This is a genomic window from Gordonibacter massiliensis (ex Traore et al. 2017), from assembly GCF_019731765.1.
In the GTDB taxonomy this organism is placed as follows: domain Bacteria; phylum Actinomycetota; class Coriobacteriia; order Coriobacteriales; family Eggerthellaceae; genus Gordonibacter; species Gordonibacter massiliensis.
In genome coordinates, this window is sequence record NZ_JAASIO010000004.1 from 297759 (window position 1) to 320775 (window position 23017).

Here is a 23017-nt window from a genome sequence, read left to right on the forward strand (position 1 = left end):
CTCTCGATATGCTTTTAGAGCCGTTTGCTTTCAATGTATCATCTTCGTGCGCTCGTTATCGAATCAGTCATCTCGATTCGAAAATTTCTTTCGCTCTTTTCAGGGCAAGTGCGTACCGGGCCGGAGGAAAAGGCATGAGGCCAGTCGCATGCCTTTTCATCGACAGAAGCAAACACCAGGCGCTCGTTGGTAAGGCGGTGGTGGGATGGCTCGCAATTGCAGAATGAAATTCGTGAGGGAACATTCACCGAGCTAGGCAGCTTTACTGCTGCTCGCTGCAAATGAGCTCGCAGGCGCTTTCGACGGTGAGGGAGCAGTAGTCCAGCAAGCAGGATATGAGCCTGATGGCTTCCGGTTCGGCCGCGTCGCTTTGGGCTAGAGCCAAAGTAAGTGCGGACGCTCCCGAGAGCGTCATTTGCACATCGCGGATTTCGTCAAAGGCTTCGAGCGGGGTGTCAATCTGTGGCTTTCGACGAAACATGAAAATCCTTATCATAATCTAAATTTTAATATTTATAGTCTGAATATTCAGATATTATATCGTATATTCAAACGAAAATGAAGTAGCAATATGGATATCGCCTTCTTTCGCCTTCGATCTGGCATAATTTGTTCGTAATCTGATTGGAGGGTGGTCTGTTGGCATCCATTCGCTACTACAAGCTTTTCGATATGCTTGCTCGAAGGGGCTATAAAAAGACTGACCTCAAAGCGGAAGTCGGTTTGTCTTCGACGACGCTTGCCAAGCTCTCCAAAGGCGAGTCCGTCACTACGGACACCATCTTGCGCATCTGCGAGCGGTTCGACGTGCAGCCGGGCGACATCATGGAATACGTTCCGGATTGATGCGCTCGCTGTTTTTGCGGATCCGTGCGCCGCGCGAAGGGCGTCGGGTGTAGGCGATGGCGGTCCGAAAGCCCGCATTAAGTTTCGTTCTGAAATCGGTCTGCGTTGTCGGGCTCGGAGCGACGCTGGTCGCCATATTCTTGCTGACCGAGCAAACACCTGAGCAAACCTCGTCTTTGTCCGGGCTGGCTGTCCGCTTCATTGCCGACGGAGTCGCCTCGCTCGAGGCGGCGGTGGCCCGCATCGGCTCCGATGCGCTCAGCGGCGCGTTCGTCTGGCTGCAAGCGGCTGGCGTGAGGCGTTGGGCGCATACGGCCGAGTTCTTCGCGGTTGGGTTGTTCTCGAGTCTTACGTCGCTTGCGGTTTTCGGGAGATCGAGGCGGCTTGCCCCTCTTGCGATCGGGTCGCTGGCGTTCGGCGCCGCATGCTCCCTGTTCGATCAGACGCACAAGCTTTTCGTTCCTGGGCGCGAATTCGACGTGCAGGACCTGCTCTTCGACGCGTTCGGCTACGTTGCCGCCGTCGCCATCGTCTTCGCCGTCGGGGGAGCATGCAGGATGGTGCGGCGACGACTGTCGGCGCCTCCACCAGGTCGGCATCTGCGCGATCGCGACTAGCGCATGCCCGCATTGCACCGCCAGCAACGCTTTGCGCATAAGGGACGCGTACGAAGCGGGGAGGGGTCCAAGGAGAAGCTGAAACAGCAAAGGCCGGGAAATAATCCCGACCTCCCGGTTACCTGCGCCGCCCGACCTGGATGGCGAAGCCTCGAAGCACGCCGTCCTGGGCACCGCCGGTGATTCATATGATGCGAGGCGCACAGCCCGCGCGCAATAGGATCGACCTTGCCTTTCGTCCGGATTCCAGCGGTTCGCGCACGGGCTTCGCAAGCCCCTCTACCTGATGAAGTTCGTCATCACCTTCGGTTCCACGTCGGGGGCGGGCACGTTGGCCGTGGCCTTCAGCAGCCAGGCCATGTTCCGGCCCAGCACGCGCATGATCTGCAGGCCCTCTTCGTCCTGCCGCACGTCCTCGGCGCTCTTGCCGTGCACCATGGGCCAGTAGTTCGACGACACAACGGGCATGCAGTTGATCTGGAAGTACTTGTTCACCTGGTCGATGGCCGGCGTCGTGCCCGCGCGGCGAGCGGAGGCCACGGCCGCTGCGGGCTTGAAGCGCAGGTTGGCCGAGGCGGCGTAGAACATGCGGTCGAGCACGGCCAGTAGCGCCCCGTTCGCGCCGGCGTAGTACACGGGCGTTCCCACCACGATGCCGTCGGCGGCCTCCGCCTTCTCGATAAGACCATTCACCACGTCGTCGTCGAAGATGCAGCGGGCGTCGCCGCGCTTGGCGCAGCCGCCGCAGCCGATGCATCCGCGAACGGGATCGCGGCCTATCCAGGCCATCTCGGTTTCGACGCCCTCGGCCTCGAGCGCGGCCGCCACCTCGGCGAGCGCGGTGTGCGTGCAGCGTTCCTCGTTCGGACTTCCGTTGATCAGCAGAACCTTCATGGGCATGCCATCCTCTCGTCTTTGACGCTTCTGTTCCTCTTGTATTTCAGATTAGCAGATGCTATGGCAGCCCGACACCGATTGTAAACAACGACCAGATCCATACGCTATACTGGCCGTATGGACGACACGCAGACAAACCCCCTCCCGCCGGAAGCGAAACCGGCGCAAGAACCCCCGGCAAGCGCCTCGCGCACCTTCGACGACGCGCCCATCGGCGTGTTCGACTCGGGCTTCGGCGGCCTCACGGTGGCGCGCGAACTGGCGAAGGCGCTCCCGAGCGAATCCATCGTTTACCTGGGCGACTCGGCGCGCTGTCCCTACGGCCCGCGCACGCTGCAGGAGGTCGACGGCTTCGTGCAGCAGATCGGCGGCTGGCTGGTGGATCGCGGCGTGAAGATGATCGTCATCGCCTGCAACACCGCCACGGCGGCCGGTCTCGCGCATGCGCAGCGGACGTTCCCCGTGCCGGTTATCGGTGTGGTGGAGCCGGGCGCGCGGGCGGCTGCCATGGCCACGAGGAACAACCGCGTTGGCGTCATCGCCACGAAGGGCACGGTGGAGTCGAACGCCTACACGTCGGCCATCCGCCACCTCGATGCGGGCATCACCGTGTTCTCCACGGCCACGCCGCGCTTCGTGGAGATAGCCGAGCAGGGCATCCGCATGGCGGAGGGCCCGCTGGAGAACTACACGTCGCTCGCCTCGAAGGTCTACATCCGCCCGGCGTTCGAGGAGATCGCCCGCGAGTACCTGGAGCCGCTGCGTCGCGCGGGCGTGGACACGCTCGTGTTGGGCTGCACGCACTTTCCGTTGCTCAAAGCGCTCATCGGCGGCGTCATGGGGCGCGAGGTGGAGCTCATATCGTCATCGACGGAGGCCGCGCGCGACGTGGCCGAGATCCTCGGGCGTCGCGGCGCCTACGCGCGCGACGGTCACGAGGCGCGCTACGAGTTCTTCACGACGGGCGACGACGTGGAGGAGTTCCGCAGCTTCGGCAGCCGTGTGTTCCGCGAGCCCATCGACACGGTGGCGCACGTCGACTTGGTTTGAGAACGGCGCGGCGCAGGCCCGCTGGCAGAACGTATCGAGGGAAGGGAAGACCTGCATGAAAACGGTGGTGTTGGCCACGAACAACGCGCACAAGGTTTCCGAGATAGCCACGGCGCTCGATTTCCCCGGCTGGGAGTTCCGCACGCTGCGGGAGCTGGGCATCGAGTCGGATCCGGCGGAGGACGCCGACACGTTTGAGGGCAACGCGCGCATCAAGGCCCGCGCGGCGCACGAGGCGTCTGGCGGGCTCGCGGCGTTGGCCGACGATTCCGGTTTGGAAGTGGACGCGCTCGACGGCGCGCCCGGCGTGCATTCGGCGCGCTACGCCGGCGAGCCGTGCGACGACGCCGCGAACAACGCCAAGCTGCTGGAGGCGCTCGCCAACGCGCCTGACGCCGAGCGCGCGGCGCGCTTCGTGAGCACGCTCGTGTTCGTCGACGAGGACGGCTCCGAGACCGTTGCGCGCGGCACCATCGAGGGCCGTGTCGGCCGCGAGGCGCGGGGGAGCGAGGGCTTCGGCTACGACCCGCTGTTCCTGCCCGACGTGTTCGGAGGCGACCGCACGCTCGCCGAGGTGAGCCAGGACGAGAAGAACGCCGTGTCGCACCGCGGCAACGCCCTGCGCGCGCTCAAGGACAAGCTGGTCTCGATCGTCTGATTGCGACCGTCCGAGAGTGCGCAAGCGCATAACATGATATAAGGAGATATAATTAGGGCAACGAAATCCCCAACCGAAAGGGGTGCGCCCTATGCCCGATGGAACCGCCAACGCCACGAGCATCAGCACGTTCGTGGACATGCTCAACAGCGTCACCTCCACGCCCACCTCCTCGCTCACCGCCTACCTGCACGCCGCCGTCGTGCATGGGGGCGTGCTCACGAAGACGGCGCTCTTCTCTTCGGACGAGGCGGCGAATCTCTACGACGATCTCGCGGTTCCATCGGTGCGTGACGCGCTGCAGGACTTCTCCCTGCTCATGGTGGCCTACTGCGCCTCGCACACGGCTGGGACCATCTACGGGGACTGCTTCAACAAGCTCAACGGCAACACGGAGCTGGATGCGTGGTTCGCCGCCCACGGGCAGGAGGTGGGCAACGCGCTCGCCGTGCAGCACCTGCTGAAAGAGGTGACGTGGGACGATCCGCTGGCGTCGGGTGCGACGGTGACGTGCCAGCAGCTCATCGCCCGCGACGGCTTCACCGCCGAGCTCAAGGAATGCTTGGTCGACGACCGGTTGCTGGGCGCTTTGGTGGGGGCGGCTCCTTCCGGTTCGGTCGTTGTGCCGGTCAAGCTGCTCATGCTGCTGTTAGAAACGTGGTACGCCGCCGATGCCGAGATCCAGAAGCTGCGGCTCAAACTTCTCGACGCCACAAAGAACCCCTACTATTCGTTCGTCGCCGGCTACGACGAATACGACTGGCTTGCCGGCATTGCGGCGGCTTTCAAGACCGAGGGAGCGGAATACAAGACCCTGCAACCGTCCGTGCGCCTCGCCATGGTGAGCGTGAGGACGACGTCCTCGCCGGACAGCGTGCCCCATGAGACGTACTACAACGAGTACGGTCCCATCATCCCCTATTCCGGCGGCACGACCACCACCTACATCGGTGAGGATATGAAAAGCTGGCTGTCCAGCAACTCGTCGGACTACTTCGTCAACACGAACCCGAACAACACCACGAGCGAGCACCACGGGGGCTGCGTCAAGGCCGGCACGCTCATCATGGTGGCCCCGAACGTCTTGGTTCCCATCGAGGACATCGCCGAGGGCACGCCGGTCTACAGCGTGGGCGGCGCGGTGAGCTTCACGTCGGCGGAGCTCGTGCGCAACGACACTGTCACGGACTTCTACGCCGTCAACGACGACGAGCCCTTCCTCTCTTTCGAGCACCCCATCCTCACGCAGGACGGCTTCAAGTGCCTTGACCCCGATACGGCGCGCATGATCTCGCCCGACGCCCCGGTGTCGCTTCTGCGCGTGGGCGATGTGGTCAACCGCGCTCGCCTCGACGCGGACGGGACCGTCGTCTATTCCACCGAGGTGGTGCGCCGCATCCGAACCGAGCACGTGGAGGGCGTCGTCAGCTACGACTTGCATTTCAAGGAAGGGTACAACTCCTACCATGCGAACGGGTACGCCTGCCTGCTCAACTACCCCGCGCTCACCGTGGCGAGCGCCGAGGAGCGTTTGTCGTACCTGTTCAACCGCGAGGAGCGCCGGGGCATCCTCAAGCGGCTCGCCGCAGACGACGCATTGCGCCGCATCGTGGGGGACACCACGGTGGCCTATCTCGAGCAGATGGTCGCCAACCCCATCCCCGAGCTCAAGGTGGCGGAAAACGGCCTGCTGGAGGACGGCGAGGCGCCTCGCCTGCGCTTCCGGCGCGTCGTGTTCGACGACGGGCCGGCATGCTCGTCTCCGTCGCCCTCCGTGGCGGACGGCCTGTCGCTATATCGAAACCGCCTGTTCGGGTCTCGGGACGCGGAACCCCTCGACATGGAGCGGCAGGGGCGCCGCGTGTTCTTCTCGCTGCCGTCGTCGTCTGACGGGCAACCCGGGGCGGGCGTGTTGAATCTGGTGCACGACGGCCTCATGGCGAAGGGCGCGCTCATGGAGAACGGCACCGTGCGCCGGTTCACGGCCTTCAACGACGATCAGTTCGCCCTTCGGGCGAACGGCGAGCTTGTCGGCAAGCTGGCCATCGAGCACATCGAGGACGCCGAGCGAGCGGCTTCGGCTCCGGCGGTCGTTCTGTACCTGCTCGATCCCGACACCGGCTCTTACGCGCGCGCTGCGGGGTGCACCTGCTCCATCGGCACGAGGACGCTCGCAAGCTCGTCGGGAACCGTGACGCATCGCCGCTGCATCGACGTGAACATCCCGGTGCTCGGCACCCAGCTGCTAGGTTGCGCGCGCGTGCCCCTGCCGAACCACGTCTATTTGCTGTTCGACGCCCTGTTCATGACCGCCTGCGAGGACGGCCGCCTGGGCGAGACCCACGGCATAACCGCCGAGCTGATAGAGGACGACGACCTCGAGCGCTTCGACGCGGCCATCACCTGCCAGGGTTGCGCGGAGCCGCCGCTCGCGCACCGTCTGTACGGCCTGCCCAAGCCCCTGCTCGAGGCCCGGCAGGAGGAGGACCTCGTGAGCGCGCTCGGGCTGTGCGTCGAGGAGCTGTACAGCCTGCCGGCGCCCGAGTCGCTGTCGGCCATCCACCAGAACAGCTTCGCCTCGCTCATGAACATGATGTACTACCGGGCCGACGATGCCGTTCTGGAGATATTCGGCCGCACCCGCCCCACCGTGGGAAAGGGCGGGGAGCTGAGCCCGGAGGAGGGCGCCCTGGCCGACGGGCACGGCGATTTCCTGAAGGACGATTTCGCGGTTGGCTATACCTGCAACTCGCTTCAAGCGTGGGACGACGAGTACCTTAAAGATCTGTTCGCCTCCATTCCCCAGGCATCCGAGAAGCTCGACTACTACCTCAACGGCGACGACGACCCGGCCACGTTGGGGGCTTCGGCCGATTACGGCGCCATCATGTCGAAGCTCAACGTCATGCACTACCGAACCTGCATTCCCGATCTTGCCAAGTACGCGAACGACTCGTCTCGCAACTGGGGTGCGGAGCTCTACGCGTACGGCCTGCGCGAAGAGAACAAGAACAACCGCGGTTTGCTCTGCAGCTTGGAAGATCAGGCGAATGGCGACGTGAAGCACGTGTCCAACATGCTCGACGTGCTGGACGCCGCTTCGCAGGTGCAGGTGGGCGAGCGCACGGTGTCCTATGCCGCCGCGTACGAGTCGGCGATCTTCGACTGTCAAGCGACCTGCGCGGCGCGCATGTTCAGCTCGCTGCCCAGCCACCTCGCGCCCGACGATTTCATGCCCGCCGCACGCGATTTGGCGGGGCAGCTGTACGACGCCGCCTTCAAGGGTTCGAGCTACTGCGGCTCGCAGCTTCCCGACGCGCTGGCCGCCGAGGTGCGCCAAGAGGCCGAAGGCATGAGCCGCGACGACTACATCGAAGGCTCGGCCTCCACCATCAAGGCCGGTTTGATGGCCACGCAGCTGGGAGAGGACCAATGGTTCCGTTGGATGAACACGAGCGGCACTGCCAAGGTCGTCGTGTTCATGGGCCTGCTGAGCGCGGCGTCCATCGTCGCGCTCATATACTCGACGCCGGAGTCTTTGAACGGCAAGGAGCTGACGAACATCATCGCCACCGTTTTGGAGACCTTGGGCGGCGCGGCGGACGTGTATTCGCTCTACAGCTTGCACAAAATCGTGAAGGCGAGCGATATGACCGTCGAGGACGTGCTGCAGGCGCTCGAGTACGCGGAGAGGGGCCTGCCGCCCATGAGGCGTTTCGCGGACGGCGGCGGTGATCTTGTGTTCGACGACACCGTGGACAACATCGTGAAGGTCAAGGGCTTCAAGCTGACGAGAGCCTTCCTGAAGCTGTTGAACGTGGGGCTTTCGGCCGTGTTCGCGTACCTTTCCATAGTCGACGTCATCGACGGGTGGGAGAGCGACACGCCGGCACGCCGCGCGTTCGCAGTTATCGACGCCGTGGCGAACACCGTGTTGTTCGGGGTGGCCCTCATCGAGCTCGTCGGCCTCGCCTGTCCTCTGGTTTCCGCGATTGGCGGGGTGTGCGTGGTGGTGAGCATTATCTGCCAGGTTTTCCTGCTGTTCCTGCCCAAGAAGCACGAGCCGTCCACGTCGGAAAAGTACGTTGCGAACGTGGGCAGGCCTTTTATCGAGCGGCTTCCGGCACCGTCGCAGTTCTACTTGGAGAAGAAAAAGCTTCTGGACGATTACGCCAAGGCTTCCAACCTGGCCGGCATGAGGCTCGTCGTCGCATAGGGAGGGAGGAAGGTTCGGGCCTGCGCATTCCGTTGACTGCCGACATCGGGATGGGCGAAGGGTTTGCGGGAAACGTTTGGTCATGCAGCGAGTCGCCGCTGCGGGACGTTGCACGGATGCCGTAGGGCTGCTGGGATGCTGTGAGCGGGCCGTCGCTGCAAGAATTCTCTCGCAGCGACGGCTGTTCTGCTATAATACCCGTTGCTGTTTCGGCGTCGGGGCGTGGCGCAGCTTGGTAGCGCGCCTGCTTTGGGAGCAGGATGCCGCAGGTTCAAATCCTGTCGCCCCGACCATGATGCACTCGCCAACGACGGTAAGGGCTTTGTGCGATATGCGTTTCGCTTAGATACTACTCACCGTCTAACAGATCCTCCCTTGTCAACAACCTTGAATAGCCGCCTAGATGTGAATGGGTTAAACGGTTAACCTATCTGCGGTTTTTGTCACGCTGTTTAAATCTCTTCCATCGTTTCGCGCACACTGCCCCATGCTATCCGCTCGTTCGGTGCATAGAATCTGGCCAGCGGGGAATGCGTGGTTGACGTTGCTCGCCAAGATGATGCCCGAGCGAGAGCGGTGTGCAAGGAGGAGAAAGTGAGCGAGAATTTCGAGTGGAAAACGGTTACCGACGAAGAGACGATCATCAGAACTCATGCGTGGTCGCCTCCGGGGTGCCATCCGGTGGGGTGCGGACTGCAGCTCCATGTGAAGGACGGCGAAGTTGTGAAAGTCGAAGGAGATCCGTCCCATCCCATCACGCGGGGCGCGCTTTGCCCCCGTTGCTTGGCGCTCAAGGAGTTCATCTACCACCCCGACCGCATCGTCCACCCTATGAAACGTGCGCGCGAGGATCGCGGCAAGAACAAATGGGAGCAGGTCACGTGGGATGAGGCGTACGACATCATTGTCACGAACGCAAAGAAGATCATCGCCGAGCACGGCGAGGAGTCCATCATGGTGTTCGGTGGAACGGGTCGGCAGGCGAACACCTACTATCCTCTCATGGCGTTCATGGTGTTCGGCTCTCCGAATGCCTGTTATGCGCAGAGCGGCTGGTCGTGCTACGGTCCCCGCGCTACGATCACGGCCCATCTTATGGGTGGGGGCTATCCCGAGATCGACAACGCCTGCCGTTATCCGGATCGCTACGACCATCCTGGTTGGGAGGCTCCTAAGTATATCCTGATGTGGGGAAAAGAACCTCTCAAGTCTAATCCCGACGGGTTCTGGGGGCACTCTGTCATCGATCTCATGCGCAGGGGAACCAAGCTCATCGTGGTCGATCCGCGCGTGCATTGGCTTGCCAGTCGCGCCGAGCAGGTTGTTCAGCTGCGTCCGGGCTCCGATACCGCTCTGGCTCTTGCCATGCTGAACGTGGTCGTTGAGGAAGACCTGTACGATCATGATTTCGTCGATAAATGGTGTTACGGGTTCGACGAGTTTGCCGATCGGGTGAAGCAGTACACGCCGGAATGGGCGGAGCCTATCACGTGGGTCAAAAAAGAGCAGATCGTCGATGTTGCCCGGAAGTTCGCAACCAGCAGGCACTCCGCTTTGGGATGGGGGCTCGCGGTGGATCAGAACCCCAACGGCGTGCAACTTGCGCAGTGCCTTCTAAGCTTGATGGCGATTACGGACAACCTGGACGTTCCTGGTGGATGCACCTTGGGAACGCCTATCGCAGGGGATGATGATCCTGCGCGCGATATGGCCACGTGGGGCTTCGAGTCGGGAATCCTGAAGCCCGAAGTATGGGAGAAGCGTCTCGGCGCGAAAGAATATCCGGGATTCAGCATGATCATGAATCAATGTCATCCCGACTTCACCTTGGACGTCCTCGAGTCTGGGAAGCCCTACAAGATTCACATGGCCTATTTCCACAGCTCGAACGTCGTGTCCGGCGCAATCGCTGCGCAGCCCGATCGCTGGTACGAGGCTCTGAAGGACATCGATTTCGGCGTTGCCCAAGAAGTGTTCATGAACCCGACGGCCATGGCGCTTGCAGATGTGTTTCTGCCTTTGACGACGTTCGCCGAACACGATGGGCACGTTCAGCCTCATTACGGGTTGAACGCTGCATTCGAGGCTGCCATCAACAAGGCCGTCACCGTCGGGGAATGCAAATGCGATATCGAGATCATGATGGATCTGGGCAAGAGGATGCACCCTGAGTACTGGAACCAGTACGAAGACGTGGTGGATTACCTCGAGAAGCGAGTTATTCCGAAGGGCATGTCTTTCGATGCGTTCCGGGAGGCGGGGGTGCTCCAGCCGCCCGAGGTCTACCGTAAGTACGAAAAAGGGATGCTGCGCCCCGATGGCCAGTTGGGCTTCCTGACCAGCACCGGTCGCTTCGAGCTGTATTCGACGGCATTCGCCTCGTTTGGCGAAGATCCGTTGCCGTATTACAAGGAAGGCCCCTTTACTCCGATCAGCCGTCCGGATCTTGCCGAGGATTTCCCCCTTATCCTTACCACGGGTGCGCGCACCTACGTCTCGTTCCATTCAGAGCATCGCCAGATCCAGAGCCTGCGCGATATGGTGCCCGACCCATTGCTCGACATCAACCCCGAAGATGCCGAGAGGCTCGGGATCAAAGACGGCGATTGGGTGCTCATAGAGAACCAGTTCGGCGGCTGCAGGCAGCGGGCGAATGTAACGTCGACCATTCTGCCAGGTGTCGTGCATGCCATGCACGCCTGGTGGTATCCCGAGAAAAACCCCGAGGCGCCCAGTCTGTACGGCGCGTACGAATCCAACATCAACACGCTTCTTCCGAACGGCTACATTGGCAAACTTGGATTCGGCGACACGTTCAAAGCCAATCTTTGCAAAGTGACGAAAGACGAGAGGTAGGGGGAGCTATGCTGGAAGGATATGCGCTGTACGTTGATTACGAGTTTTGCTCCGGCTGCAAATCGTGCGAGCTGGCATGCAAAAACGAGCACGGCTTTGGACGCGAGGAATGGGGTATCAAGGTTTTAGAAGACAAGCCTTGGAAAAAAGAGGACGGCCATTGGAATTGGAACTATATCCCCGTCCCGTCGGATCTGTGCGATCTGTGCGTTGAACGGTTCGAGAAAGGGCAAGAGCCTTCGTGCGTGCAGCATTGTCAGGCGAAAGTCGTTGAGTTCGGAACCTACGAGGAGCTGGCGGAAAAGATGGCCGGCAAGCGAAAGAGCCTCATCTTCCGTCCGTAGGGCATAGATCGCCTTCGTCGTTGGATAGCAAGGGAAGAAGGGCGGGGCTAAGCGGGAAGCCGCTTAGCCCCGCCCTTCGGTGTGTCATCGCAGAACCATGCGCGAGGCGCGTGCGGCAAGAGCGTGCTTGGAAGCCAAGGCCGAATTCCCCTGGCGGCAAAACCTCAATTACTCTGATACCCCAGATCAGATATTGGTCAGGTCGCTCAAATAGTGCACGATTCGTGAACGCGTTGACGGATGAAACCGCGCGCTCGCCTTTTTATAATCGCCTCAGTTGGACCGTGTGCGCATTGCGGCAAACGAGATTTGCTGAACCCTGAACCAAGCGTATCGATTGCCGGCGCATAGACGTTTTCAACATTGCGAGGAGATGGGATTTTGCTCGAAATCCAGCCCGTCTTACTAGTCATTGAATCGAGGGGTATTATGGCAGAAGCTAAAGTGTACGGTTATCGCTGGGTTATTCTTGCTCTGGCTTTTCTGGTGCATTGCGGATTGCAAGTGGCGATCCTCATCACCATGGGTATGGGCTCTTTGATGATGGGGCCCGATGTCGGTTTGAGCGTCACGGAGTTCTCGATGATATCGACGATGCCGTATTTAACGGGTTTCCTGTTCGGCATCGTCGGTGGGGCTTGGGCCGACCGCAAATCTATTCGCGTCGTGATGATATCCGGTTTGTCGGTGGCGGTGGTCGGCGGCCTAATGCGTACGGTGAGCATGTCGTTTCCGGTTTTGCTTCTCGCAAGCTTCCTATTGGGATTCGCCCTCGCTGCGCTCAACGCGAACTCCGCGAAGCTCTTCAGGCTGTGGTTTCCTGGAAAGTGGACGTCCATTGCCATGGGTATCTATATCTTGGGCGCGACTGCGGGCGGCGGCGCAATTGCGATGAAGGTCGGCCCGATGCTGACCGATCCCCATACCGGGTTCATGATCGGTGCCGGCTGCGCGATTGCCTGCTTGGTCCTGTGGATATTCCTCGGCCGCACGTATCCAGGCGGGGAAAACGGCGGCGAAGCGGCGGAGCCGATGACCAAGTATCTGGGCGTTGTCCTGAAGAACAAGTACGTGTGGATCATCTCGTTCGTCATGTTCTGCGCGTTCGGCGCGAGCATTGTTGAGAACAACTTTCTGACGGCTGGGCTGGTCGAGTACACGGGCGATCCCGGCGTCGCCGGATCCGTGTCCGCGGCCAACATGATCGCTGTTGGCGTGGGCGGCGTCGTCATGCCGATCCTGCTTGGCAACGTCAAAAAGCTCAAGCCCGTGTTCTTCGTTGCAGCACTGCTCATGGCGGTCACCGACGTTTTGATTTTTTGGCTGCCGTTCGGTGCGATAACGTGGGCTATGGTGATTCTGCAGGGCTTTTTCATGGGCGTTATCTTGCCGATGGGAAAGACGCTCCCTGCGCTCATTCCCGGGGTCAGGCCCGAGCATCTCGGTGCCGTCGGAGGCATCCAATCCAGTTTCCAGAACCTGGGCGCATGGATTCTTCCCGCGTACATCATTGCTCCCGTTGCGACTTCGGTAGCTGGTGGAACGCCGTTGTCTCTGATGATCGGCGGGGGCATCGCCGTTGCTCTTGCGGGGGTGTTCATCCTGTTTCTCCCGAGCGACACGGGAACAGTTGTCAAGCTCGAGGAAGGGAAGGTGTCGGAATAGCGCGAATCGGCTTCTAGTTTCTCAAGGATCGGGCCCGGCCGTGCAAGCACGTTGCCGGGCCCGATTGCTTCCGGTTCTACCTGCCAAGTTGGCGAGCCTAGGAGAGATCGACCCGATCCTTTCCCCTGGCGGGGGCATTTGGATCGAGCGTCATCTCGCCTGTCCGCAGGTTTCCTGCGGTCTCGGCTTTGCAGTTCGGGCAAGTTCCCGCTCCTGCCGGAACCTCGCCGCCGCATGATTTGCAGAAAATGGCGGCTCGATAAGAGAACTTGCCGCATCGGTTGCACTTTGAGCATTGGTAGCACATGCCTGCTCGCCCCTCCTTTCGAACGGTATCGAAATCGATGATCATGCTAGAGGAGCGACAAGGCGCGTTCATTAGACAACTTGCTCAAAGTCCGCCGTTTTTTCTACCAGGGCGTTCGTTGTTCGGCGAACGCGCGTTTCCTAGAATTCAAGGTAGGGTTCAGCACAATGGGCAAAAGACGAGAGTTAGAGGAGGCTTTGCATGGCGCTTGAATACAACAAGGAGCTTTACCGGGACGATGTGTACCAATGGCAGGAAGGGGAGCTAACCGCTACGCGCACGACCGCATGGGGAGGGCCTGGCTGTCATAACGGATGCGCGGTGATCTACTATACCGACAAGGACGGAAAGCTGGTCAACATCGAGGGCGATCCAAACAGTCCGTTCAGTCGCGGCCGCCTCTGCCTGCGCTGCCTGAACTACGTCGAGCAGATCAACAGCCCGACGCGTTTGCTTCATCCTATGAAGCGCGCTAAGGAGGATCGCGGCAAGGATGCATGGGAGCAGATCAGTTGGGACGAGGCGCTTGACATCATCGACAAGAACGTCAAGCGCATCCAACGCGAGTACGGACCAGAGTCTATTGCCGCTATGATGGGCACGGGGCGCAATGTTTGCTGGCAGTGCCCTGTTATCTGCTATTGGGCCTTCCAGTCGCCGAACTTCTGCCTTGGCTTCCTGTCCGGCGACGCTTGCATGTTGCCGCGCTCGACCCTGAATTTCGCTCAGAACGGCGGGGCGCTGATCGCCGATATGTCGCAGAGCCATCCCCTGCGCTATGAGGACGATCCCGAATACGAGATTCCGAAGCTAGTTATTATGTGGGGGAACAATCCGGTCGTGTCCAACTCCGACGCGTTCCTCGGCCATTGGATCGTCGACGTTATGCAGCGCGGCGCTAAGACCATCGTGGTCGACCCCAAGCTGACTTGGATGGCCTCTCGCGCCGATGTCTGGCTGCGCCTGCGTCCCGGCACCGATGCGGCTCTGGCGATGGGTATGACCCATGTTATCATCGAAGAGGATCTGTACGATCACGATTTCGTGTCCCGTTGGTCGTACGGGTTCGACGAGTTGGTGGAGGCGGCAAAGGAATACACGCCCGAGAAAGTCGCCGAGATCTGCTGGGTCGATGCAGAGGACATCCGCAAGGCTGCACGCATGTACGCCGAACTGCATCCCGCAGCCATGCAATGGGGTCTGAAGGTGGACCAGTCTCCTACGGGCATTCCCTGCGCCCAAGCGATCAACAACCTTGTTGCCTTGACCGGCAACTACGACGTTCCCGGCGGAAACATCCAGACCGACCAGCCGTATCGTACCGACATGGCGTACAATTGCGGCCTGCAGGACGTCCCCGAGGAAATTCGCGCCAAGCGCATCGGCGACAAGATCTCACCGCTTCACACGTTCGGCTTCTCCGCAACGGCCATGAGCGATATGATCTTGCACGCGATAGAGACGGACGATCCGTATCCCATCAAGATGATGTGGTTCCAGTCCACCAACCCGATCGCGAACATGGGCACCGAGGCCCCGCGCGTTTACAAGGCCCTGATGAAGCTCGATTTCGTGGCCGTGGCGGACATATTCATGACGCCGACTGCGATGGCCTGTGCCGATTTGGTGCTCCCTATTGCGATGTGTCCCGAGCGCAACAGCTTCCGCACCTGGTACACCCCGATGCGAGCTATCACCAAGGTCTGCGAGGCGCCGGGCGAGGCTGTTTCGGACGAAGAGCTTATCGTCAAGGTGGTCGGCAAATGCAATCCCGAGCTGCTCGAGCGCTTCGGCATCCACGACGACGTGGAGCTACTGGACTTCTTCTTGCGCGAGCGCTCCGACTACGGGGGACAGCTGGGGCGTGACTTCCATGATTTGAAGGAAGAGGTCTTCAACTACCCCGAGCTGCCGTACAAGAAGTACGAGAAGGGGCTGTGCCGTCCCGACGGCTCGGTAGGGTTCATGACGATGACCGGGCGTTTCGAGTTCTCCATCTACCCGTTCAAGCAATGGGGAATGCCGCCGGTCCCGTATTTCGAGGAACCGCCCGAGAGTCCGTATTCCGACAAGATCGACGAGGCTTACAAGGAAGAGTACCCGCTGGTTCTGACCACCGGAGCCCGCATGTGGCAGTATTTCCACTCCGAGCACCGGCAGTTCCCGCGCATGCGCCAAATCCAGCCCGACCCGCAGGTTCGCATGAATCCTGAGACGGCGGAAAAGTACGGGGTGATAGAAGGCGACTGGGTTTGGATCGAGAACCATCGTGGACGTTGCCGCCAGAAGGTGGTCTTCGACGTGACGTATGATCCCCGCGTGATCGCAGCCGACCATGGCTGGTGGTTCCCCGAGCGCGACCCCGAGGCTCCGAGCCTGTACGGCGTGTTCGACTCGAACATCAACAACCTTACCTCCCAGATGCAGTTTGGGGAGACGGGCTACGGAGCACCCTACTGCTGCCTGATGTGCAAGATCTACAAGTGCACGGAGGAAAACAGCAAGGTCTTACCTGGCGTTCAGGTCACGGAGTTGGGGGGATGGGAGTACGAAATGGCACAGCCCAACGTCCGTGAGGCCGAGAATGCCGACGTGAACGGCAACGAGCTGAACGAAGCCCTGTATGCCGGTCGCGGTGACGAGTAGAAGCCTGGTCAACCCTAAAGGAAGGAGGCGTTTGCATGTCGACAAACGCTTTGGTTATCAACTATGAGTACTGCACGGGGTGCCACACCTGCGAGGTTGCCTGTCAGGTTGAGCATAATCTTGCTGCGGGGCAATACGGCATCAAGATACTGCAGGATGGTCCACGTCAGCTCGAGAGCGGGAAATGGGAGTACAATTATCTTCCGATGCCGACATCGCTTTGCGACCTGTGCGCCGACCGCGTTGCGGAAGGTCGATTGCCGAAATGCGTGCACCACTGCCAAGCGGGCATCATGGACTTCGGAACCGTTGAGGAAATGGCCGAGGTCGTTGAGGGGAAGCCGAACAGCGTGATGTTCAGGCTGAAAGACTGACGGGGCCTCGTGCCCAAGCGAACGGGCCCCCTGTCCCGCAAGCTTGTTGAGCGAGGGCGATCCGGAGTCATTCCGGATCGCTCTCGCGTTCCTTGTTTCGCAGTGATCAGGGGAGCCGGGTGATGGTGTCGCGATTGCGAGGGCGTCCTATGAAGACGACGATGGCGCTAGTATTTGATGGCTTGAACAGGGAATACGTCTGCGAAAAAGGCGTGTCTTACAAAGCGGACGGCATAGCGCTGTCTGTCTATTCGCTTCCGACGGGCGACGACGGGGAGTTCGACGACGGGGTTTTCGTCTTAGACGAGCGTGATGTGCTTGAGAACGTCTCGACGGTCGATGGAGTTCCTTCGAAAAAGATAATTTTGGTCTGTCCTCCAGGATACTCTCCGTCGGTGGCGTACGCGATAGCCGTTATAGCGGACGCTTCGGCATCGGAGGTCGTCGGGGTTGTGGAAGATACGCTGCATCGTTGTCAGGAGTGGTCGAACGACTTGATCGCTTGCGCGTTGGAGGGATCTTCCCTCGACGAGCTCGTAGCCCGTGGCCACGCTGCCTTGGGAAACCCCATGCTGGTACTGGACAGGGCCCTGCGCGTGAGGGCATGCACAGCCGACGATGTGATGGATGACGAGTTTTGGACGCCCCTCGATTCAAACACCCAGGCGTTCTCGGGTTCAGCCGATATGCCCGGCTTCGCCGATTTTCTCAAACTTTTCGACAAAGGCAGGGTTGTTTCCGATTACGTTATGGCCAATGGGGAGAGGCTTGCCGCGTGCCGCACGCGGCTCATCGGAGAAGACTTTCTTTTCATCTGCTTGATTGAAAAGAACAGGGAGGTATCGGACGGGGATGTTGCCTTGCTCGAGCTTGTATGCGCCATGGTAGAGACCTTCCTTGTGGGAGCAAGCGGCAATGCGGCGCAGGAAGGCATCGGCTACGGCGGCATGCTTGTGGACGCGTTCGAGGGCAGGCTCGTTAGCAGCATCGAGCTCGGCAATCGCATGAGGGCTTTGGGCTGCAACTTGAAGGAGAGGGCAAGGATTATCGTTTCCGCGCCTCGCAAAGGATGCTTCAACGATAGGCAGGCGCACCGCCTTATGGGGGATGTTTCGAACAACTTCCCCTTCGGGAAATGCGTTTACTATGAAGGCTTTCTTGTGTTCTTTGCCTCGTACGATGGTGGCAAAGGGCCGAATGCGTCCGATTTTCGACGGTTCGGCGTATTCCTTGAAAACAGCAGCCTGATAGCGGGCGTTTCGGAGGACTGCCCGAAGACGGTGCCGCTGCGGGAATTGTATCAGACTGCGCGGCATGCGCTGAATATAGGACGAAAGGCGATGCCCGACACTAGCCTTTTCTTTTTCGCCGAGTGTCGGCGGTACTATTTGTACGAGGTCTGCTCTACTGAAGGCGATGACGATTTCTACGCGCATCCTTCGATCAAGGTCGTCGCAAGCCACGACAGGGATTCGAAGAATCAGTTGTACCCCGTGCTGAGATGCCTTGCTCTGAATGGGGGCAACCGCACGAATACAGCCAAGGAGCTGTACATGCAGCGCAATACCTTGCGGTCGCGGATCGGAGACATCGAGTCTCTTTGCGGAATCGATTTGTCCGATCCGTCCGTTATCGCCCATATTCGACACTCCATCGTCTTGGAGGAGTACTGCGGCAAAGGGGCTTGACGTTCGGTAGCTGAACCGGGGGTGCGAAAGATGATCGTGACGATGGCCATGGTTCTCGATGGCCTCAGCAAGCGTTTCGAGTGCGCAAAGGGGACGTATTACATGCCCGGGTGTCCGGTTGTCGGAGCCCGCTTGATCTCTGATTGCCTTCCGGGAAGCGAGGGGCGCGACCTTTGCAATGTGAGCTGCGATCCGGTTGAGGCTCGAAGGCCGGGTGTCTTGAGCGAGAGCGTCGTCCTCGGTTTTCCGACGTGCGAGCAGGGTGCTCCCTGCGCAATCGCCGTATCGGGCATATCGAACCCAGCCCAGCTCTGCAACGAGGTTGCGAGGGTGATCAACGCCTACACCATTTGGGCCAATGATCTGCTCGAGCTCGACGTCCACGGTGCAGGTCTCGAGGAGATGGTCGACTATGCCCATGGCTTGTTCGAGAATCCCATGACCATTATCGATCACAATTACCGGGTGATAGCGTACTCGAGAACGGACTGCATGGACGATTGCCTGTGGGTGGCCGCTACCGAAGGGGAAGACGTCTTGGGCGGCTCCGGGGTTCCTGCAACCTGCATTGAAGAAGCCGGCTTCTTGGGGTACCTTGAAGAGCTGAGGGCGCGTGGCGTGCTCCATGATTTCAAGACGGCCATAGGCACCATGGTTACGGCTTGCCTTGCAAGGAGCGAAGACGACGGCCTTGTTGCGGTGAACGTGATAAGCAAGAACAGGCCCGTTACCGACGGAGATCTCGAGTGCTTGAGGTATTTTGGGAAAATCATCGGTTCGAAAATGAGGGCGATAGAGTTCACCTGGCAGGATTCCTCAAACTGCTACGATGCATTGCTTCATGATGTGGTGAGGGGCAACCTTGTCAATGCGGACGACTTCAGAGCCAGGCTTGGCGAGAAGTGGATCAATGTGCTTCCGAATTTCACCGTTCTCGTCATAGCTTCGCAAACGGGGCTTCTCCAGTACCATCAGCTTTGTCGGATCGAGGATGACCTGATAGGCGTTCTTCCCGATGCGCGTTGCGTCATACATGCGCGCACCCTGATCTGCTTCATAAACCATATCGGAAGGCTCGACCGCAGCGAATGGGCGGCTTTTGAGCTCTACTTGGAGCAAGGGGGCTTTGTTGCCGGCGCTAGCGATTCGCGCGGCGACGACTGCTCGCTCCACGACCTTGTTCGGCAGGCCCAGATTGCTTTGCGAGTGGGTCGGCGGCAGTATCCCGAACGGATTGTACTCGATTACGATGACTGCAGACGATACTATTTGTTCGACCTCTGCGTGCAGCGTGGGGATTGGAGGCGCTACCTTCATCCGTGCTTGGAAATACTCGAAGAGCACGACAGGTGTTCGCATGCTCCGCTGATGCCGACGCTCGAATGTCTGGTGGCGAATTACGGCAACAAAACGACTACCGCGGAGGATCTGGATATAAAGAGGAATACGCTTCAATATCGCGTTGAGAGAATCGAGCAGCTCTGCTGCATCGACCTTTCGGACGCCGCCGTGTTCGATCATGTTGCGACGTCGGTGGCCCTGCGGGATTTTGCCCGTGGAACCGAATGTTGACAGAGGGGTCTCTTGTTTGGCTTCCTGCTCGAAATAAACCCGAGTCGCGACCACCTTGCTCGATGAAAGTAGCTGGTTGGCTCCCGTATCATTCGATAGGGCGAGGCGGGATCGAGAAAGGTTTGCGTCGAGGGGGCTTTTCCGTCGCATGCTCTTGCAGAGCTGGCCATGCGCCCGTATGCCAAGGTTGGAGACGATAACAGAGTAGAAGGGATCGACAAATGTGTTTTAGACCAACGGCTATTTCGATGGAGAGAGCTTGCCCGAGCTGTGGGGAGAAATGCGGTTCTGCGGATACCGTATGTCCCCGATGCGGCGCCGGGTTGCCCGAGGCCCTCGCGGCTTCCGAAATGCCGGGCACTCCCGGCATGCCGACGGCTCCAGGCGTCCCCGCGGCGCCGGGGGCACCTTCTGCGCCCGGCGCCCCGGCAGCTCCGGCAGCCCCCAAGGCACCGGGTATCTAAGGAAGGGCACGCCATCAGTTCAGCCCCTGGTCCACGTCGAAGTAGCCGGCCCAGGGGTCGGGGCCGGCGGTGCGGGACAAGGCGGCTTCCAGATCGATGCCGTCGGGGGTGATTTCGTCCAGCTCGTCCCATGTTATCGGCATGGACACCGGAGCGCCTGGTCGTGCGCGCAGGGAGTAGGGGGCGACGCTCGTGGCGCCGCGGCCGTTGCGCATCCAGTCGATGAATATCTTGCCGTTGCGCTTGGCCAGCCGCACGTTGCTTGTGTAGCGGTCGGGCCACTTCTCGGCCATCGTTCGGGCTATGCGCCGCGCGAAGTCGTGGAACGCGTCCCACGAGGCGGCCGGCTCGAACGGCACCACCACGTGGTAGCCCTTGCCGCCGCTCGTTTTCAGAAACGAGCTCAGCCCCAGATCGTCCAGGAGGCCCTTGAGGTCACGCACGCCCCGGCGCACCTGCCAAAGCTCCAGCCCCTTGTCGGGGTCGAGGTCGAACACCATCATGTCGGGGTGCTCGAGCTCGTCCACCCGGCTGCCCCACACGTGGAACTCGATCGTGTCCATCTGCGCCTCCGACACGAGCCCCACGGCGCTGTCGACGTAGAAGTACTCTTCGTCCTCGCCGTCGCTCGCAGGCACGGTCGCGGCCACGACGCCGGCGGTGTCGGCTCCGGGATGCTTCTTGAAGAAGCACGCCGATGCCGCGCCGCGCGGGCAGCGCACGATGCTCAGTATGCGGCCGCCCGCGTAGGGCAGCATGCGCTCGGCCGTGCGGGCGTAGTAGCGCGCCACGTCCTCCTTCGTGACGGCAGGGCTTTCGAACAGCAGCTTGCCGGGGTTCGTGATGCGCACGCCGTCGACGCGCACGTCCTTGTCGGTTGCTTCCATGGTACGCTCCGATCTCTTGCGGGGTTGAGGGGTCGCGGCCGGCGCCTCGGCGGTTTCGCGATGCACGTCGAGCGGGTCCTTGTCCGTGCGCAGGCCCTGGTAGCTCGGGTGCCTCAGCAGGCCGTCCTGGGTCCATTCGGCGAACTTCACCTCGGCCACCAGCTTCGGCTCGAGCCAGACGACGCGCTCACCTGCCCTCGGCTTCGGAGCCTGCGCGAACGGAGGGTCCGTCCGCTCGAGGCCCGCGAACGCCGCGAGGAGCTCGCGCGATTCGGCCGCGCCCAGGCCCGAGCCCGCCCGGCCCGCGTACTCCAGCTCGCCGTGCTCGTAATGGCCCAGCAGAAGGGAGCTCACCCCGCGCACCCGCTTGGACGATTGCGTGTAGCCGCCGATGACGAACTCCTGGACGTTGCCGCACTTCAGCTTGATCCAGTCGCCGTTGCGCGCACCGCGGTAGGGCGCGTCGGCGCGCTTGCCCACGATGCCCTCCAAGTGAAGCCCGCACGCCGCGTGCAGGCTGTCCTCGCCGCGTCCGGCAACATGCCTGCTGTAGCGGACGTCGGCCGGCGCGTCGGCCATCAGGGCCTCGAGCACCTCCTTGCGCTCGGAAAGGGGGCGGTCCCGCAGATCCTCGCCGTCCAAGGCCAGCAGGTCGAACACCATGTAGGCGGGCTGCGGTCCCTCCGGGTTTCGCAGGTAGCCTTGCAGGGCCTGGAAGTCCGTGCGACCATCCTCGTCCGCGACGACCAGCTCGCCGTCCAGCACCATGGCCCGCCCGTCCGCCCAGCCGGCCAGGGAGGCGGCTATCGTGGGGAACCGGTCGGTGTAGTCGTTGCCGTTGCGGGTGACGAGCCTCGCGCTGCCCTCTTCCACGAACGCGAGCATGCGGTAGCCGTCGTACTTCACCTCGTAGACCCAGCCGTCGCCCTTAGGCGCCGAATCCACCAGACGGGCCAGCTGCACGTCGGCGTGCGAGAAGGGGTTGCGCGCGAGCTTCCCGTCCGCGCCCTCGGCTATCTCCGCCATCGTGCGCCCGGTGCGCACGCTCGTGTCGAACGCGGCCACGCCGTCATCGGTCCGCTCGCGCCCGTCCTTCTCTTTGATGAGGAGCCAGTCGTCGGCGTCCTTGCCCGGCTTCGCCTTCAAGCGCACGAGCACCCAGGCGCCTCGAAGCCGCTTTCCGTCCAGCTCGAACTTCAGCTCGCCCTTGCTCAGGCCCTCGTCGACGTCGCCCAGGGGCTCCCAGAAACCCTCGTCCCACAGCATCACCGTGCCGCCGCCGTACTCGCCTTTCGGGATGGTGCCCTCGAAGTTGCGGTACTCCAGCGGATGGTCCTCCACCCGCACGGCCAGCCGCTTGTCGCGCGGGTTGTACGAGGGCCCCTTGGGCACCGCCCAGCTCAACAGCACGCCGTTCCATTCGAGGCGCAGGTCGTAGTGGTCGCGCCGGGCGCGGTGATGCTGCACGAGGAACCGCAGGCGATCGTCCTGTTGCCCGACGACGCCCGCAGGCTCCGCGGTTCTGTCGAAGTTCCTCTTGCGGTTGTACGCGCTGAGATCGGCGGCTTGGGGCATGGCGGGTCTTCCTCTGTCGCGGGCTTCGACGCCGGTACGGCGTCCGTCGCCTGTCGAGGGTAGACGATCCGTCCTCGCCGCAGCGGTTGCGAACGATATTGGCACCGGGGCGAATAGGCGTGTTCGACACGGCGTAACGCGGGCGAGCGCCGCTTTCGCACGGCAGGGGAGCCCGCCCGCGCTAGAGGACGGAGGGTTGCTCGTGGAATGCTCGGTGAATCTCGCCCGCGAACGGCGAACTTGCGGTACAATAAGCGCCGCACAAAAACGCGGGTGTGGTTCAATGGTAGAACCTGAGCCTTCCAAGCTCATGACGCGGGTTCGATTCCCGTCACCCGCTCCACGAACTCACAGG

At 61.2% G+C, this 23017-nt stretch carries 15 protein-coding genes and 2 tRNA genes; 14 read left to right on the forward strand and 3 right to left on the reverse strand.

Translation table 11 applies throughout. The annotated features are described in order from the left end of the window. Positions 1-262: 262 nt before the first annotated feature. Positions 263-421: a hypothetical protein gene (locus HCH03_RS07295; protein ID WP_246599817.1), complete on the reverse strand. Its 159-nt coding sequence runs from the start codon at positions 419-421 to the stop codon at positions 263-265. 251 nt (positions 422-672) lie between these two features. Here HCH03_RS07295 and HCH03_RS16365 point away from each other — a divergent pair, with 251 nt between their 5' ends. Together HCH03_RS16365 and HCH03_RS07305 are read left to right on the forward strand one after the other, a co-directional pair. Further along, entirely contained in the window at positions 673-846 is a 174-nt protein-coding gene (locus tag HCH03_RS16365; RefSeq protein WP_281421094.1) for a helix-turn-helix domain-containing protein, read from the forward strand. Positions 847-902: 56 nt separating this feature from the next. Further along, a complete protein-coding gene (locus tag HCH03_RS07305; RefSeq protein WP_221688960.1) occupies positions 903-1463 on the forward strand; it encodes a VanZ family protein in 561 nt (186 codons plus the stop codon). 279 nt (positions 1464-1742) lie between these two features. On the opposite strand, the gene HCH03_RS07310 is transcribed toward HCH03_RS07305, so the two are convergent. Then, a complete protein-coding gene (locus HCH03_RS07310) occupies positions 1743-2357 on the reverse strand; it encodes a flavodoxin family protein (protein WP_221688961.1) in 615 nt (204 codons plus the stop codon). A 120-nt stretch (positions 2358-2477) separates the two neighbouring features. Here HCH03_RS07310 and murI point away from each other — a divergent pair, with 120 nt between their 5' ends. The 11 genes from murI to HCH03_RS07365 all read left to right on the forward strand — a co-directional run bounded on the left by murI (position 2478) and on the right by HCH03_RS07365 (position 19736). Continuing rightward, positions 2478-3410, forward strand: coding sequence for a glutamate racemase (murI, locus tag HCH03_RS07315; RefSeq protein ID WP_221688962.1), 933 nt, complete (start codon positions 2478-2480; stop codon positions 3408-3410). A 55-nt stretch (positions 3411-3465) separates the two neighbouring features. Beyond that, positions 3466-4068, forward strand: a complete 603-nt coding sequence (rdgB, locus tag HCH03_RS07320) for an RdgB/HAM1 family non-canonical purine NTP pyrophosphatase (RefSeq protein WP_221688963.1) — start codon at positions 3466-3468, stop codon at positions 4066-4068. A 91-nt stretch (positions 4069-4159) separates the two neighbouring features. Further along, positions 4160-8284 (forward strand): hypothetical protein, encoded by a 4125-nt coding sequence (locus tag HCH03_RS07325; protein ID WP_221688964.1) that lies wholly within the window; start codon positions 4160-4162, stop codon positions 8282-8284. Positions 8285-8500: 216 nt separating this feature from the next. Continuing rightward, positions 8501-8577: transfer RNA gene (locus HCH03_RS07330), tRNA-Pro, on the forward strand. A 301-nt stretch (positions 8578-8878) separates the two neighbouring features. After that, positions 8879-11140 (forward strand): molybdopterin-dependent oxidoreductase, encoded by a 2262-nt coding sequence (locus tag HCH03_RS07335; RefSeq protein WP_221688965.1) that lies wholly within the window; start codon positions 8879-8881, stop codon positions 11138-11140. Further along, positions 11113-11484: an oxidoreductase gene (locus HCH03_RS07340; protein WP_246599821.1), complete on the forward strand. Its 372-nt coding sequence runs from the start codon at positions 11113-11115 to the stop codon at positions 11482-11484. Before HCH03_RS07335 ends, HCH03_RS07340 begins: the two co-directional genes overlap by 28 nt. Before the next feature lie 429 nt (positions 11485-11913). After that, positions 11914-13149, forward strand: a complete 1236-nt coding sequence (locus HCH03_RS07345) for an MFS transporter (protein ID WP_221688966.1) — start codon at positions 11914-11916, stop codon at positions 13147-13149. 508 nt (positions 13150-13657) lie between these two features. Next, complete coding sequence (locus HCH03_RS07350; RefSeq protein WP_221688967.1) at positions 13658-16102, forward strand: molybdopterin-dependent oxidoreductase; 2445 nt, start codon at positions 13658-13660, stop codon at positions 16100-16102. Between the two features lie 35 nt (positions 16103-16137). Beyond that, a complete protein-coding gene (locus HCH03_RS07355; RefSeq protein ID WP_080143378.1) occupies positions 16138-16476 on the forward strand; it encodes a 4Fe-4S dicluster domain-containing protein in 339 nt (112 codons plus the stop codon). Positions 16477-16625: 149 nt separating this feature from the next. Continuing rightward, the gene (locus tag HCH03_RS07360; protein WP_221688968.1) at positions 16626-18164 is read left to right on the forward strand and encodes a PucR family transcriptional regulator; all 1539 of its coding nucleotides are present in this window, start codon (positions 16626-16628) and stop codon (positions 18162-18164) included. 30 nt (positions 18165-18194) lie between these two features. Continuing rightward, a complete protein-coding gene (locus tag HCH03_RS07365) occupies positions 18195-19736 on the forward strand; it encodes a PucR family transcriptional regulator (protein WP_221688969.1) in 1542 nt (513 codons plus the stop codon). Positions 19737-20214: 478 nt separating this feature from the next. On the opposite strand, the gene ligD is transcribed toward HCH03_RS07365, so the two are convergent. After that, entirely contained in the window at positions 20215-22662 is a 2448-nt protein-coding gene (gene ligD, locus HCH03_RS07370) for a DNA ligase D (RefSeq protein WP_221688970.1), read from the reverse strand. Between the two features lie 269 nt (positions 22663-22931). On the opposite strand from ligD, the gene HCH03_RS07375 reads away from it, so the two are divergent. Then, positions 22932-23005 (forward strand) — tRNA-Gly (locus HCH03_RS07375). Positions 23006-23017 lie beyond the last annotated feature (12 nt).